The sequence below is a fragment of the Pseudomonas sp. efr-133-TYG-23 genome, from assembly GCF_030209215.1.
GTDB lineage: Bacteria > Pseudomonadota > Gammaproteobacteria > Pseudomonadales > Pseudomonadaceae > Aquipseudomonas > Aquipseudomonas rhodesiae.
This window is the reverse complement of record NZ_JARVSL010000041.1, coordinates 45873-59506: the sequence shown is the minus strand read 5'-3', so window position 1 is coordinate 59506 and position 13634 is coordinate 45873. Positions and strand designations below refer to the sequence as shown.

The 13634-nt window shown below is 59.1% G+C and carries 9 protein-coding genes and 1 tRNA gene; 2 read left to right on the top strand and 8 right to left on the bottom strand.

Features of this window, described 5'->3' with window-relative positions:
- Window positions 1-17: 17 nt before the first annotated feature.
- The 3 genes from QRN41_RS24300 to QRN41_RS24290 all read right to left on the bottom strand — a co-directional run bounded on the left by QRN41_RS24300 (window position 18) and on the right by QRN41_RS24290 (window position 3123).
- The gene (locus QRN41_RS24300; protein ID WP_167417631.1) at window positions 18-815 is read right to left on the bottom strand and encodes a carbon-nitrogen hydrolase family protein; all 798 of its coding nucleotides are present in this window, start codon (window positions 813-815) and stop codon (window positions 18-20) included.
- An 11-nt stretch (window positions 816-826) separates the two neighbouring features.
- Window positions 827-2509 carry a flavin monoamine oxidase family protein gene (locus QRN41_RS24295; protein WP_034101758.1) on the bottom strand — a complete coding sequence of 561 codons (1683 nt, stop codon included), beginning with the start codon at window positions 2507-2509 and terminating at the stop codon, window positions 827-829.
- A gap of 167 nt (window positions 2510-2676) precedes the next feature.
- Window positions 2677-3123 (bottom strand): Lrp/AsnC family transcriptional regulator, encoded by a 447-nt coding sequence (locus tag QRN41_RS24290; protein WP_034115283.1) that lies wholly within the window; start codon window positions 3121-3123, stop codon window positions 2677-2679.
- Window positions 3124-3366: 243 nt separating this feature from the next.
- Here QRN41_RS24290 and QRN41_RS24285 point away from each other — a divergent pair, with 243 nt between their 5' ends.
- Complete coding sequence (locus tag QRN41_RS24285) at window positions 3367-3792, top strand: VOC family protein (protein WP_285422213.1); 426 nt, start codon at window positions 3367-3369, stop codon at window positions 3790-3792.
- A 102-nt stretch (window positions 3793-3894) separates the two neighbouring features.
- Here the strand turns inward: QRN41_RS24285 and QRN41_RS24280 are convergent.
- The 5 genes from QRN41_RS24280 to rpsU all read right to left on the bottom strand — a co-directional run bounded on the left by QRN41_RS24280 (window position 3895) and on the right by rpsU (window position 12403).
- Window positions 3895-3971: transfer RNA gene (locus QRN41_RS24280), tRNA-Ile, on the bottom strand.
- Between the two features lie 15 nt (window positions 3972-3986).
- Window positions 3987-7730: an EAL domain-containing protein gene (locus QRN41_RS24275; RefSeq protein ID WP_285422212.1), complete on the bottom strand. Its 3744-nt coding sequence runs from the start codon at window positions 7728-7730 to the stop codon at window positions 3987-3989.
- A 121-nt stretch (window positions 7731-7851) separates the two neighbouring features.
- Window positions 7852-9702 carry an RNA polymerase sigma factor RpoD gene (rpoD, locus tag QRN41_RS24270; RefSeq protein ID WP_034101087.1) on the bottom strand — a complete coding sequence of 617 codons (1851 nt, stop codon included), beginning with the start codon at window positions 9700-9702 and terminating at the stop codon, window positions 7852-7854.
- A 67-nt stretch (window positions 9703-9769) separates the two neighbouring features.
- Window positions 9770-11743, bottom strand: a complete 1974-nt coding sequence (dnaG, locus tag QRN41_RS24265; protein WP_034139551.1) for a DNA primase — start codon at window positions 11741-11743, stop codon at window positions 9770-9772.
- Window positions 11744-12187: 444 nt separating this feature from the next.
- The gene (rpsU, locus tag QRN41_RS24260) at window positions 12188-12403 is read right to left on the bottom strand and encodes a 30S ribosomal protein S21 (protein ID WP_002551877.1); all 216 of its coding nucleotides are present in this window, start codon (window positions 12401-12403) and stop codon (window positions 12188-12190) included.
- A gap of 202 nt (window positions 12404-12605) precedes the next feature.
- Between rpsU and tsaD the strand changes: the two genes are divergently transcribed.
- Window positions 12606-13631: a tRNA (adenosine(37)-N6)-threonylcarbamoyltransferase complex transferase subunit TsaD gene (tsaD, locus tag QRN41_RS24255; protein ID WP_034139550.1), complete on the top strand. Its 1026-nt coding sequence runs from the start codon at window positions 12606-12608 to the stop codon at window positions 13629-13631.
- Window positions 13632-13634: the final 3 nt, after the last annotated feature.

The following is a 13634-nucleotide window of genomic DNA, read 5'->3' as shown; positions in this document are numbered from 1 at the left end:
CTAGCAAACCTGCGGGATCAGGGCTTGTGCAGCGTGCCGTACAGCTCGGGGCGACGGTCCTGCAAATAGTCATTGGCCATGCGCGCGTTGAGGATTGCCTGGTGATCAACGGTGCCGACAATCAAGGCTTCATCCAGACCTGCGAGGGCGATGCGCTCGCCATTCGGTGCTGCCAGGCTGCTCTGCCCGCAATAGTGAATGTCCTCTTCGTTCCCGCAATAGTTGGCGTAAGCCACGTAGCACTGGTTCTCGAAAGCCCGCGCACGCACGGTTACGTCGGCGACGAAATCGAACGGCACCATATTCGCGGTGGGCACCAGAATCAGTTCGGCGCCGGCCAGGGCCAGGCGCCGGGTGTTTTCCGGGAACTCCAAGTCGTAACAGATCAGTATCCCGAGCCTCCAGCCGTTGAGTTCCACCACCGGGAAATCATCGTTCCCGGCACTGAACATCGAGTGGTCCAGATCGCCGAACAAATGAGTCTTGCGGTAATTGCACAGACGCTGACCGTTGGCGTCGATCAGTTGCGCGGCGTTGTAGATCTGCCCGTCATCGGCCCGTTCCGGGTAGCCATACAGGATGGCCAGGCCGGCGTTTTTCGCCAGCTTGGCAATCGCTTGCGCCGAGTCCCCGTCCGGCGCTTCGGCCAGCGCCCCGGCGGCTTTGGCCCCGATGTTATAGCCGGTCAGAAACATCTCCGGCAGCACCAGCACATCGGCGCTGCCGGATGCCTCGTGCGCCACGGTGTGCAAGCGTTTAAGGTTCGCGGCCACATCCAGCGGCAGCGGTGGGCATTGGTAGATCGCAACACGCATGGCCTGGCTCCTTAATCGGCGAGGGCGATTGGCCCGATCTCGTCGAACACATCTCCTGGCCCCGGGTTTTCGGGGTGAGTGCGACCGCCAAAGTGATTCATGATGCCCCATACGGCATTCAGTGAGGTTTGCACCGCGCCTTCCACCCATGCGGGTGTCCAGGACACGTCGTCCCCGGCGATGAAGATCCCGCGTTGTTCGGCAGGCATGTCCTTTTGCATAAAGTGCGCATACATGCGCTGGTTATAACGATAGTGCCCAGGCAGCGCACCTTTGAAAGCACCGAGGAAATGCGGGTCGGCCTCCCAGGACACGGTGATCGGGTCGCCGATGATGCGCGCCTTGATGTCGACTTTCGGGTAGATCTTGCTCAACGCGTCCAGAGCCAGTTTCACCCGTTTATCGATGGGCTGCGGCAGCATCTTCAGCGCATCGCTCATCCACGAGTAGGACAGGCAGATCACCCCAGGCTTGTCGTCGCCATTGTCGAACAGGTAAGTGCCCCGGGTCAGGCGGTCGGTGAGGGTCATGCTCATCAGGTCGCGGCCGGTTTCCGGATCTTTGTCCTTCCAGAACGGGCGGTCGACCATTACGAAGGTTTTCGAGGACTGCATGTAGCGAGTGCGGTCCAGTGCCATCCACATCTTTTGCGAGAACAGGGTTTCATCGCACTCGATCTGGGTAGTCAGCAGCCAGCTCTGGCAGGTGGTCAGCACGGCAGCGTATTCGCGGGTGTCGCCGTAGGTGTCGGTGACGGCAAAGCGGCCATTGGCGGCGTGGGCGATACGCTTAACCCCAGCCCGTGGCGCGCCACGGTGCAGTGTGCTGAGGCTGGTGCCCGCCGGCCAGTGGGCGCAACGTTCCGGCACATGGCGCCAGATGCCCATGGGCACTTGGGCCACGCCGCCGACCACCAGGTGCTGGTGGTCGTCGCAGTTGGTCATCACCACGCGGAAGATCTCCAACATCGAGTTGGGGAAGTCCGAGTCCCAGCCGCCGGTGCCGAAACCGACCTGGCCGAACACTTCGCGGTGGTGAAACGACAGTTTGGCGAAGGCTTTGGAAGTGGCGACAAAATCATAGAACGTGCGGTCGTCCCACAACGGCACCAGCTTGTTCCACAGGGCCTTGAGGCGCGGTACGTCGCGGTCGCGGATGGCCTGCTGGATATCGCCGAACTGCGAACCGGCCTCCAGCGCATCGGCCCAGGCGTCAGCCACTTCCTGGAACAGGGCCGGCAGATCCGACAATTTTTGTGCGTAGTGGGTCTGACCTTCGAGGTCGATCACGGTACTGCCGGAGGCGGGCGTCAGTGGGTTGGGGAACGGTTTGGTGTCCAGCCCCAGTTTGTCTACATAGTGGTAGAAAGCGGTGGACGACACCGGGAAGCGCATGCCGCCGAGTTCGGCAATGATGCCTTCGGCCCCTTCAAACGCCTGGGAACGCAAGCGGCCGCCCATTTTCGAGGCTTCATACACCACCGGTTTGAGGCCCAGCTTCATCAGCTCGTAAGCCGCAACCAGCCCGGCGATGCCGGCGCCGACGATCGCCACTTCGGCGCCATGGTGTTCGGCGGGAATGCTGCCCAGGCCGGCTGGATGTTCGATCCAGTCATCGAACGCAAACGGAAAGTCCGGGCCAAAGATGGTGATGGGTTTTTTGCCGTCTGCGGGGTGGCGATTGGTCTTGCTGATGGTGCTGGACGGAATGCTCATGGCTGACCTTACTGACGGCTTGGCGGGACGCGACCCGCTGAGTATAGGAAAAGATGGCAGCCAGTTTAGGGAGGGTTGTGATCGTTAATAAGACGCAATGTGTCGTCGGATTGGATTGATTTTAGTCAATATGACGAGATGATTAGTCAAATTGGCTGGCCGCGATCCAATTTGTTACTGAGGATGATCGACGTGGTGGTTTTCTCCACACCGTCGACGCTGCCGATCTGGTCCAGCAGTTGGTCCAACTGTTCCGGCGAATCGGTGCGCAACCAGGCCACATAATCGAACTCGCCGCTCACCGCGCACAGCTGTTGCACCTGAGCCATGGCGCTGAGCCTGCGCAGTACTTCTTTACCGGAGCGCGGCTGTACGGTGATGCCAACATAGGCCTGCAGGCCGCCATCCACCACGCGCTGGCCCAGGCGCACGCCATAACCGGTGATCACTTGGGTTTTCTCCAGGCGCGCCAGGCGCGAGGTGACCGTAGTGCGCGCGATGCCCAGTTGGCGGGCCAGCATGGCCACGCTTTCGCGGGCGTTGATCTGCAGCGCGGCGATCAGTTGGCGATCGATTTCATCCAGGACAGACAAGGGCAGAACTCCAGTGAAGGCGGCGATAGGCGGGCATGTTACAGGCTTGCGCCAGCCAGCAAGTAGCCTGGTGGCCGCAAAGGTGCCATGGCGAGAGACCGAGACGAGGGCTGCGACTCGCGCAGCTTCGGCCCCTTAAATCATCGAAATTATTTGAGCTCGGCGCGAAAACTATCGTCTTTGCATCGGCGGGAGCAAGGCTAAACTCCCAGGCATTCAAAAATCCAAAAGAGGGTTGACCTGATGGCACTCGCTCCTTTTCACCTGGCAATTCCTGTATTCGATCTGGCGGCCGCGCGGTACTTCTACCGTGAGGTCTTCGGCCTGGAGGAAGGGCGTTCCAGCGAACACTGGGTCGACTTCAACTTCTTCGGCCATCAACTGGTGATCCACGAACACCCGCAGACCGCGTCCCAGCAAGCGGCGCACACTAACGCAGTCGACGGCCACGACGTGCCCGTGCCGCATTTTGGTGTGGTGTTGGGGTGGGAAGACTGGCATGCCCTGGCCGAGCGCCTGCAAGCCAGGCAGACGAAATTCGTGCTGGAACCGCATATTCGCTTCAGGGGGCAGGTGGGGGAGCAGGCCACGTTGTTCCTGTTGGATCCGTGCGGGAATGCACTGGAATTCAAGGCGTTCAAAGATATTGGGCAGTTGTTCGCCAAGTGAGCTATGGACGTTTTGTGGGCGGAATCAGGCTTTTTGAGATTATTGGCTGCTGTTTATCAAACGCCAGAAACGCGAAAGCCGCGCAATGCGCGGCTTTGGAGTTGGTGGGCCCACACGGACTTGAACCGTGGACCAAAGGATTATGAGTCCTCTGCTCTGACCAACTGAGCTATAGGCCCTTAACAGGTCGCGGATTATAGCGATGGTTTCCTCGCTGTGCTATCCGAAAAGTCCTCAACTGTCATACGAAGGAACGTGGCGGCAAAAAGCTCCGGCGGCAAAGGCAGGCTGACGATGTAGCCTTGCATCTGTTCGCAGCCTTCGTCGGCAAGGAAGGCTTGTTGTGCGGGGTTTTCCACGCCTTCGGCAATGATGGTGAATTGCATGCTGTGGCCCAGGGCGATAATGGCGCGCACGATGGCGGCGTCGTGGGGGTCGTCGGGCAGGCCGCGAACGAAGGATTGGTCGATCTTGAGGAAATCCAGCGGCAGGCGTTTGAGGTAGCTGAGGGAGGAATACCCAGTGCCGAAGTCGTCGATCGCCAATTGAACGCCCAAACGTTTGAGTTCGTGCAGCACATCAAGGGCTTCTTCGGCCTGGCTCATGATGAAGTTTTCGGTGATCTCCAGTTGCAGGCAGCCGGGCTCCAGGCGGTAGTCGTGCAGCAGTTGTTCGATGCGCGGCAGCAGGTTGGGATGACGCAACTGTGCGCCGGCGAGGTTGACCGACAGCGGGCCGAAATCGTCGAACGTGCCTTGCCAGGCGTGAAGCTGGCGACAGGCTTGTTCCAGCACCCAGTCGCCGATCTGCAGGATCATGCCGTTCTCTTCGGCAAGCGGGATGAAGTGTTCGGGCGGCACGTCGCCAAAGGTTGGGTGGTGCCAGCGGATCAAGGCTTCGGCGCCAATCAGGGCGTGGGTCTTCAGGCAGAGTTTGGGTTGGTAGTAGAGACTGCACTCATTGCGCTCGATGGCACGGCGCAGCTCATGTTCCAAGGCTACGCGCTCCTTGGCTTGAACGGTGAGGTCGCGGGTATAGCACTCGACACGATTACGCCCCTTGGCCTTGGAGCGGTACATCGCGGCATCGGCGTTCTTGACCAGGGTGGCGACGTCAGTGCCGTCCTGGGGATAGAGGCTGGTGCCGATGCTGGCGCTGATAAAGAACTCATGCTCACCGGCCTGGAACGGCGGCGTGAAGCATGCCAGCAGCTTATTGGCCAAGTGCTCGGCATCGCCTTCATGTTGCAGGCCGGGTAACAGGATGATGAATTCGTCGCCGCCCAGACGCGCGACGGTGTCGATGTCGCGCAGTTGCTCCTTGAGGCGCAGCGCGATGCCTTTAAGCAGCAGGTCGCCGACAGGGTGGCCGAGACTGTCATTGATGTGCTTGAAGCGATCGAGGTCGAGGAACAGCACAGCGCCTTGTTTGCCGGTTTGCTGATGGCCGTTGAGCGCGGCTTGTAGCCGGTTTTCAAACAGCGTGCGGTTGGGCAGGCCGGTGAGGGGGTCATGGTGGGCCTGGTAGTCGAGTCTGGCCTGGGCCAGTTTGAGGCTGGAGATATCGGCGAAAACCGCCACAAAGTGGGTAACGACATTGTCACGGTTACGCACGGCGCTGATGGTCAACCAGCTGGGGTAGAGCTCGCCGCTCTTGCGCCGGTTGGAAATCTCGCCCTGCCAGTGCCCGTGAGTGGTCAACTGATGCCACATCGCCGCATAGAAGGCGCTGTCATGCAGACCGGAGGCCAGCAGGCGTGGTGTCTGGCCCAAGGCTTCGGCCTCGCTGTAGCCGGTGATCTCGCTGAAGGCACGGTTGACGGCGCTGATGTTCTGCCGAGTGTCGGTAATCAGGACGCCTTCGGCGGTGCTCTCGAACACGGTGGCGGCCTGCTGCAGCTTCTCTTGCATCAGCTGGCGTTCAGTGATGTCCCGGGCAATGGTGAGCATGCAGTCCTCGTCGCCGATGGGTAGCGGGCGGCTGGATAGTTCGCACAGGCGTATCAGGCCGTCGGCACGGCGGATATGACAGATGAAATCGCGCACAAACCCGTCGCGGCGCATCAGTTCCAGCAGGTGTTTGCGTTCGTTGAGGTCGACCCAAATCCCCAGTTCCAAGGCGGTCTGATCGATGGACGTGGCAGCGGTGAAGCCGGTGATGCGGCTGAAACCTTCATTGACCTCAATCAGCAGCCCGTCGCGCTGGCGGCTGAGCAGCAAGCCATCGGGCGAGGCATGAAAGGCCTTGGCGAATTTCTCTTCGGAGGTTTGCAGCTGTTGCTGGGTTTCCTTGAGCTGGGTGATGTCGCGCACCACCACGACAATGGCTTCCACTGTGTCGAGCTGGAACGGCTCCGCGGAAATCAGCCCGGTGAAGACTTGGCCGTTGCTACGTCGAAAGGACATTTCCAGGTTGCGAATGCTGGTGGTCTGCACGCGGTGCAGCAAGTCGGGCCCTGCGTCGTCGATACCCCAGATGTTCAATTCAGTGGCGGTTTTGCCCAGTACTTGAGCAGCGCTTAAGCCGATCTGGTCTTCAAACGCTTTATTGACCTCCAGCAGACGTCCATCGCTGAAACGGGCAATCACCAGAATGTCAGGGCATTGCTGGAACACCGAAGCGAACTTCTGCTCGGACAGCTGCAGCGCCTCTTCGGTGCGCTTGGCTTCGCTGATATCAATCATCAAGCCGCGCAGGACGGGCTCATGGCCGTGTTCGATCAGGCTAACGATGTCGCGTACCCACAGGCAGCGGCCGTCGGCAGTGATTACGCGGTAGTCAACGCTGTGATCGCGCTTGGCGCGGGTTTCACGATGGCAATAGGCTTCGGTGCGGGTCAGGTCGGCGGGGTGGATGATATTGCGCCAGAATCCTGGAATCAGCCAATGGGCGCGTGGATAGCCCAGCAGTTCCTCGGCGTGGGGGGACACATAGCTGTAGGTGAAATCAGCGATGCTGGCTTCCCAGGCAATGGCCGACAAACTCTCCACCAGGCTGCGGTAGTGGTATTCGCTGCTGCGCAGTTCTTGTTCAAGTGCGACGCGGCGGGAAATCTCCGAGCTGAGCCGGCGATTGATCCGAATCGCGATGATCAATACGGCGCTCACCAATAGCAGTGCGGGCAGGCCGTACAGCAGCAGATCGTTCCAGAAAGTGCGGTTATCCGAGAAGTTACCCACCCAATGGTGTTGGATTGCGCTGGTTTCGTCAGGGCTGAGGTCCGCCAGTACTTTATCGAGGATGCTTACCAGCATTTTGTCGTTACGGGGTACGCCCATCGCCAGTTGATAGCGGTAGGGCGTTTCACCACTGACATACAAGCCTTCGAGTTTGAGTTCGCGCAGGCTCCAGACGCTGGAGGCCAGGTCGCTGACTACGGCGTCCACCTTCCCGGTGGCCAGCGCCTGTAGCGTGGAGCTGACATTGGGCAAGGCGACCAGATTGATATCGGGATGATGGGTACGCAGTAATTCATGAGGGGCGTAGTGTTCCACTACGGCAATTTTCAACCCATAGAGCTCCTTGAGCGTGCGCGGGCGCGCCCCACCTTCGTGGGCAAGGATAACCATCGGAAAGTCGATGTAAGGTCGAGTAAAGGCCAGATAGTTCTGGCGCTCCGGTGTGGACATAACACCCGGTATGAGATCGAGTTGACTGTTTCGAGCCTGCTCCAACACCTGGCCCCAGCTTGCTGGTTCGATCAGTTTTATCTTGATGCCCAGGCGATCCTGAATCAGGCGGACATAGTCCGCAGCCAGGCCCTGGTAGCGGCCATTCTCGTCACGGTATTCAAAGGGCGGCCACGAAGTGTCCACCCCCAGGCGCAGCTCCTGATGGTCCGCCAACCAGCCACGCTCATCATCAGTGAGAGTCAACGCGCCAGCCGTTGCGGTCCAGGTCAGCAGCGACAGCAGTATCACGGTCGGCAAACTGGGCATAACGGTCTCGTTATGGCACGGGGAATGTTTCGAGTGTAGACGGGCATTTCGCAGGAGGGGTGAAGCGGGGATTTTTATCTAGGCAAAACAAAACCCCCGGACTAGGCCGGGGGTTTTGGTATCACTCGTCGAGGAAGGAGCGCAGATGCTCGCTTCGCGTCGGGTGGCGCAACTTGCGCAACGCCTTGGCTTCGATTTGACGGATCCGCTCGCGGGTCACGTCAAACTGCTTACCGACTTCCTCAAGGGTGTGGTCGGTATTCATGTCGATGCCGAAACGCATGCGCAGTACCTTGGCTTCACGGGCAGTGAGGCCGGACAGTACATCGCGAGTCGCTTCTTTAAGGCTCTCAACGGTGGCGACATCAATTGGCGACTGCATGGTCGAGTCTTCGATGAAGTCACCCAGGTGGGAGTCTTCGTCATCACCAATCGGGGTTTCCATGGAGATCGGCTCTTTAGCGATCTTCAATACCTTGCGGATTTTATCCTCAGGCATTTCCATGCGCTCGCCCAGCTCTTCCGGGGTCGGTTCGCGACCCATTTCCTGCAGCATCTGCCGGGAAATACGGTTGAGCTTGTTGATGGTCTCGATCATGTGCACCGGAATACGGATGGTGCGGGCCTGGTCGGCGATCGAGCGAGTGATCGCCTGACGGATCCACCAGGTGGCATAAGTCGAGAACTTGTAGCCGCGACGGTATTCGAACTTGTCCACAGCCTTCATCAAGCCGATGTTGCCTTCCTGGATCAGGTCGAGGAATTGCAGGCCACGGTTGGTGTACTTCTTGGCGATGGAGATCACCAGACGCAAGTTGGCTTCAACCATCTCTTTCTTCGCGCGGCGGGCCTTGGCCTCACCGATCGACATGCGACGGTTGATGTCCTTGATTTCGGCAATCGTCAGACCGGTTTCGGCCTCAAGCGCGCTCAGCTTCTGCTGGCAGCGAATGATGTCCGGTTGCAGGCGACCGATGGCTTCAGCGTACTTCGCCTTGCCTTTGGCCAGTGCGTCGGTCCAGCTTTCGTCCACTTCGTTGCCCGGGAACTGGCGCAGGAAGTCTGTACGTGGCATGCGTGCATCACGAACACAGAGCTGCATGATTGCACGCTCTTGTGCACGTAGGCGCTCAAGGGCGCTGCGAACGCGTTCAACCAAGCCTTCGAATTGCTTCGGTACCAGCTTGATTGGCATGAACAGCTCAGCCAGTGCCAGCAGCTCGGCAATGGCCTGCTTGTTGGCGCGACCGTGCTTTTTCAGGGCCTTGCGGGTGATTTCCATTTGATCGGAAACCGCACCGAAGCGCTGGGCAGCGATGATCGGGTCCGGACCGCTTTCGACTTCTTCTTCATCGTCGCTGCTGGCTTCAGCATCGTCGTCATCGGAATCGTCGTCGGCTTTCGCGGCTTTCGCATCGACAGGCGGTGGCACTTCGGCGGCAGGCGGCGCAATGCCGTCATCCGGGTCGATGTAACCGCTCAGGACGTCGGAGAGGCGGCCACCTTCGGTGGTCACACGGGTGTACTCGGAGAGAATGTGGTCAACCGTGCCTGGGAAGTGCGCGATTGCGCCCATCACTTCACGGATGCCCTCTTCGATACGTTTGGCGATTTCAATTTCGCCTTCACGTGTCAGCAGCTCGACCGTACCCATTTCACGCATATACATGCGCACAGGGTCCGTCGTGCGACCGATATCGGTCTCCACCGCAGCCAACGCGGCGGCAGCTTCTTCAGCGGCGGCTTCGTCGGTATCGGCGTCGGCCAGCATAAGGGAATCCTTATCTGGCGCAGTTTCGAATACGTTGATCCCCATGTCGTTAATCATGCGGATGATGTCTTCCACCTGCTCTGGATCTGAAATATCCTCAGGCAGGTGGTCGTTGACCTCCGCGTAAGTCAGGTAACCCTGCTCACGACCCAGTGTGATCAACTCTTTGATACGAGACTGCTGTTGCGCTTTTCCGGACATAACACCCTATCCACTGAAGGTCTTGGCGGGCAAAAAACAAGCCGAGGATTATACCCGAGCTATGACCTCACACGCCAGCTGAGGTCGGGTTTGATGCGGAAACATTCTGTTTTAAGAGGTCGCGCATCTGTTTTGCTATCTGAATTTGCTCTTCAGCCGATAATCCAGGCTGCCTTGCTCTCTTGATAAGTTCATCGAGGGTCTGCGTATGCTGACCCGCGGATAACCTAGTAATGGTGTCTAAAAACTGTTGTTCAAGGTTATCGCCGTCAATTAGCCACTCCTTTTCCGCGAGCGCTTTCAACAGTCGGCCTTGTTCGGTGCCATGCCAACGAGCCATCAGCTGAATAGAGTTTAGCTTAGGATTTTTCTGCATCGCCTCGATCAGTGCGATCAGTACCTGGGCGTAAGTGTTGCTCTCGTTGGCAAAATGATCCGCACTTTCAACCTTGCCCGCCAATTGCGGGTGGTGAATAAGAGTGCGCAGGGCAATCAGCGTTGGCGCTTCTACAGCGACCGGTGTGCGTGGGGCATATGCCTCATCGCGATCACCGCGTTTACCGTTCTTGTTCCAGGGTTTCTTGTTGTCCCACTTCTTGCCGCCGGTGCCGGGTTTTTTCGGTGTCCATTCCTGCTGCGGGGCGTAAGCCTCCTGCTGTGGATGGAAGTCGGCATAGTCCGGCATGGCGTCATAGTCCATGCCGGGGTCGTAGGCGGGCGGTGCGTCCTGCGGTGCGCTATGGACCAGTTGGCTTACGGCTTCGCCGCTGAGTCCGGTGATTTCCAAAAGACGCTGGCGCATCAAGGTGCGCAGGTTAGCGCCGGGCACTTTGTCGATCAGCGGCGCTGCGAGGGTGGCCATGTGGGCCTTGCCTTCGAGGGAGCGCGGGTCAGCTTCTTCGGTCAGTTGCTGGAAGAAATAGTCCGCCAGCGGCTGCGCATGTTGATTGATGCGTGCGCGGAAGGCGTCGGTGCCTTCGGAGCGCACCAGGGTGTCCGGGTCTTCGCCTTCGGGCAAGAACAGGAAGCGCGCGCGTCGGCCATCTTGCAGGCTCGACAGCGTGGCTTCGAGTGCGCGCCAAGCGGCATTGCGGCCAGCCTGATCGCCATCGAAGCAGAACAATACGCTGGGCACCACGCGAAACAGGCGTTTCATGTGTTCTTCGCTGGTGGCAGTACCCAAGGTGGCGACGGCATTGCGTAGGCCCTGTTGGGCGAGGGCGATCACGTCCATGTAACCTTCAACCACGATGATTTCGTCAAGGTTGCGGTTGTTTTTGCGCGCCTCGAATAGCCCGTACAACTCCTGGCCTTTGTGGAAGACCGGCGTTTCCGGGGAGTTCAGGTACTTGGGTTTATCGTCGCCGAGTACGCGGCCGCCGAAAGCGATGATTCGTCCGCGGCTGTCGCGGATCGGGAACATCACTCGATCGCGAAAACGGTCATAGCGCTTGCCGGTCTCGGCGTTTTCCACCAGTAGGCCGGCGTCGATCATGGCTTTCTGCTGCAGGGTGTCGCTGCTCAGGTGTTTGTACAGGTTGTCCCACCCCGGTGGGGCGAAGCCAAGCCCGAAGTCGCGGGCGATTTCACCGGTGAGGCCGCGCCCCTTGAGGTAGTCAACGGCCGCTTTACGCTGTGGGTGGCTTTTAAGCGCCTGACGATAAAAGTCGGCAGCGGCCGTCAGCAGCGGGTACAGCGGTGAATCGGTGGGCTGTCGCGGTTTGTGCGGGCGGCCACTTTCTTCGCGGGGGATTTCCATGCCGGCGGCTTTGGCCAGCTCCTCGACGGCCTGGGGGAAGTCCAGGTTGTCGTGGTCCATGATAAAGCCGAGGGCATTGCCGCCTGCGCCGCAGCCGAAGCAGTAGTAGAACTGCTTGTCGGGGCTGACGCTGAAGGATGGGGTCTTTTCTTTGTGAAATGGGCAGCAGGCGGTGTAGTTCTTGCCGGCTTTCTTCATTTGCAGGCGCGAGCTGACAACATCGACGATGTCGGTGCGGTTCAGAAGGTCGTCAATAAAGCTCTGGGGAATTAGCCCGGCCATGGCGTTCTCGTCATCACTGCGTGTAAATGAGGGCTCATGAAGTATTCAAGCGCACGTCAGGTGGCTTGATCATCAATTCTCTGCTTGGACTGTCAGGAAGTGTATCTGCCGAACATTCGCTGACGTTAGTGTCTATCAGTCTTCGGCTTGGAAATGTCGCCCAGGCATCCGGTCTTGGCCAATGGTGGGCCTCGGAAGCTCGGTGATGGGCACAGCCGACACGGTTGATCGCCTGTTTGTAAAAAATAAGTGTGCTCGTCAGTAGCCTTGTTAGGCTCGTCAGAAGAGACGTGCACCGCTGGCAGAAGAGCCAGTCCTGACGTGTGAAGCAGTGTCTCGGTCGCATGTGCGGCGTCGACGATGAAGCATCAAGCGTTATCCGCAAATGCCATTAGCCCGGCTGAGGGCCGGGCTTGGCAGAAGCTTGCTACGATCGTCTGTGTATTAGTACAGACGAACGGCGCGGCGCTGTTCGCGCTGAACTTTCTTGGCGTGACGCTTAACAGCGGCTGCTGCTTTACGCTTACGCTCAGAAGTTGGCTTCTCGTAAAATTCGCGGCTACGAACTTCAGCCAGTACACCGGCTTTTTCGCAGGAGCGCTTGAAACGACGCAGAGCTACGTCGAAGGGTTCGTTCTCTTTAACTTTGACGGCTGGCATCCAGAGCTACCTTCTTTCATTACCGGGATCAACGTTCTCGTCGCAAACAATTCACGGCTGAGGTCGTCGGTTTTTAAGGGTTGCGGATGTTAACCCCTCATTGCCCGGAATGCAAAGCCTCTGATCGAAAACCGCTAGTCGGGAAGTGGAGCGGCGACTATTATGCGCGCCTTCGAATTCAGCCTCTACAAGGCGCAAACCCATGCTAGTACTGGGACTTGAAACCTCCTGCGACGAAACCGGTGTCGCACTTTACGACAGTGAACGCGGGCTTTTGGCCGACGCACTGTTCAGTCAGATCGACTTGCATCGCGCCTATGGCGGCGTGGTGCCGGAGCTGGCCAGTCGTGATCACGTCAAGCGCATGCTGCCGCTGATTCGCCAGGTGTTGGCCGAGGCCGGTTGTGTGCCGACCGAGATTGACGCGATTGCCTACACCGCCGGCCCTGGATTGGTCGGAGCCCTGCTGGTTGGGGCCTCTTGCGCTCAGGCGTTGGCTTTCGCCTGGGGCATTCCGGCCCTCGGAGTGCACCATATGGAAGGCCATTTATTGGCCCCCATGCTGGAAAAAACACCGCCACAGTTCCCGTTCGTCGCTTTGTTGGTATCCGGCGGTCATACGCAGCTGGTTCAGGTGGACGGCATCGGCCAATACACCCTCCTCGGCGAGTCCTTGGATGATGCGGCCGGCGAAGCTTTCGACAAGACCGCCAAGATGATGGGCCTCAATTACCCCGGTGGACCGGAAATCGCCCGCCTCGCCGAAAAGGGCGTCGCCGGTCGCTACACGTTCCCGCGGCCCATGTGCGATCGCCCGGGTCTGATGTTCAGCTTCAGCGGGTTGAAAACCTCCGCGCTCAATACCTGGCAGCAAAGTATCAGCGCCGGGGACGACAGCGAACAAGCCCGTTGCGACATCGCGCTGGCGTTCCAGCAGGCCGTGGTGGAGACTTTGACCATCAAGTGCAAGCGCGCCCTCAAGCAGGCGGGCATGAAACGTCTGGTGATCGCCGGCGGCGTCAGCGCCAACAAGGCGTTGCGCAGTTCTCTGGAAAAAATGCTCGGCGATATGAAGGGTGATGTGTTCTACGCCCGCCCTGAATTCTGCACCGATAATGGCGCGATGATTGCCTATGCCGGTTGCCAGCGTTTGCAGGCGGGGCAGCATGAAAGCCTAGCGATCAGCGTGCAGGCGCGCTGGCCGATGGAGCAGTTGTCGCCTTTGTAACGG

Bases quoted from the DNA above. Each gene is read 5' to 3' on its own strand.
- QRN41_RS24300 (WP_167417631.1), bottom strand. From the start codon at position 815: ATGCGTGTTGCGATCTACCAATGCCCACCGCTGCCGCTGGATGTGGCC.
- QRN41_RS24285 (WP_285422213.1), top strand. From the start codon at position 3,367: ATGGCACTCGCTCCTTTTCACCTGGCAATTCCTGTATTCGATCTGGCG.
- QRN41_RS24275 (WP_285422212.1), bottom strand. From the start codon at position 7,730: ATGCCCAGTTTGCCGACCGTGATACTGCTGTCGCTGCTGACCTGGACC.
- rpoD (WP_034101087.1), bottom strand. From the start codon at position 9,702: ATGTCCGGAAAAGCGCAACAGCAGTCTCGTATCAAAGAGTTGATCACA.
- dnaG (WP_034139551.1), bottom strand. From the start codon at position 11,743: ATGGCCGGGCTAATTCCCCAGAGCTTTATTGACGACCTTCTGAACCGC.
- rpsU (WP_002551877.1), bottom strand. From the start codon at position 12,403: ATGCCAGCCGTCAAAGTTAAAGAGAACGAACCCTTCGACGTAGCTCTG.
- tsaD (WP_034139550.1), top strand. From the start codon at position 12,606: ATGCTAGTACTGGGACTTGAAACCTCCTGCGACGAAACCGGTGTCGCA.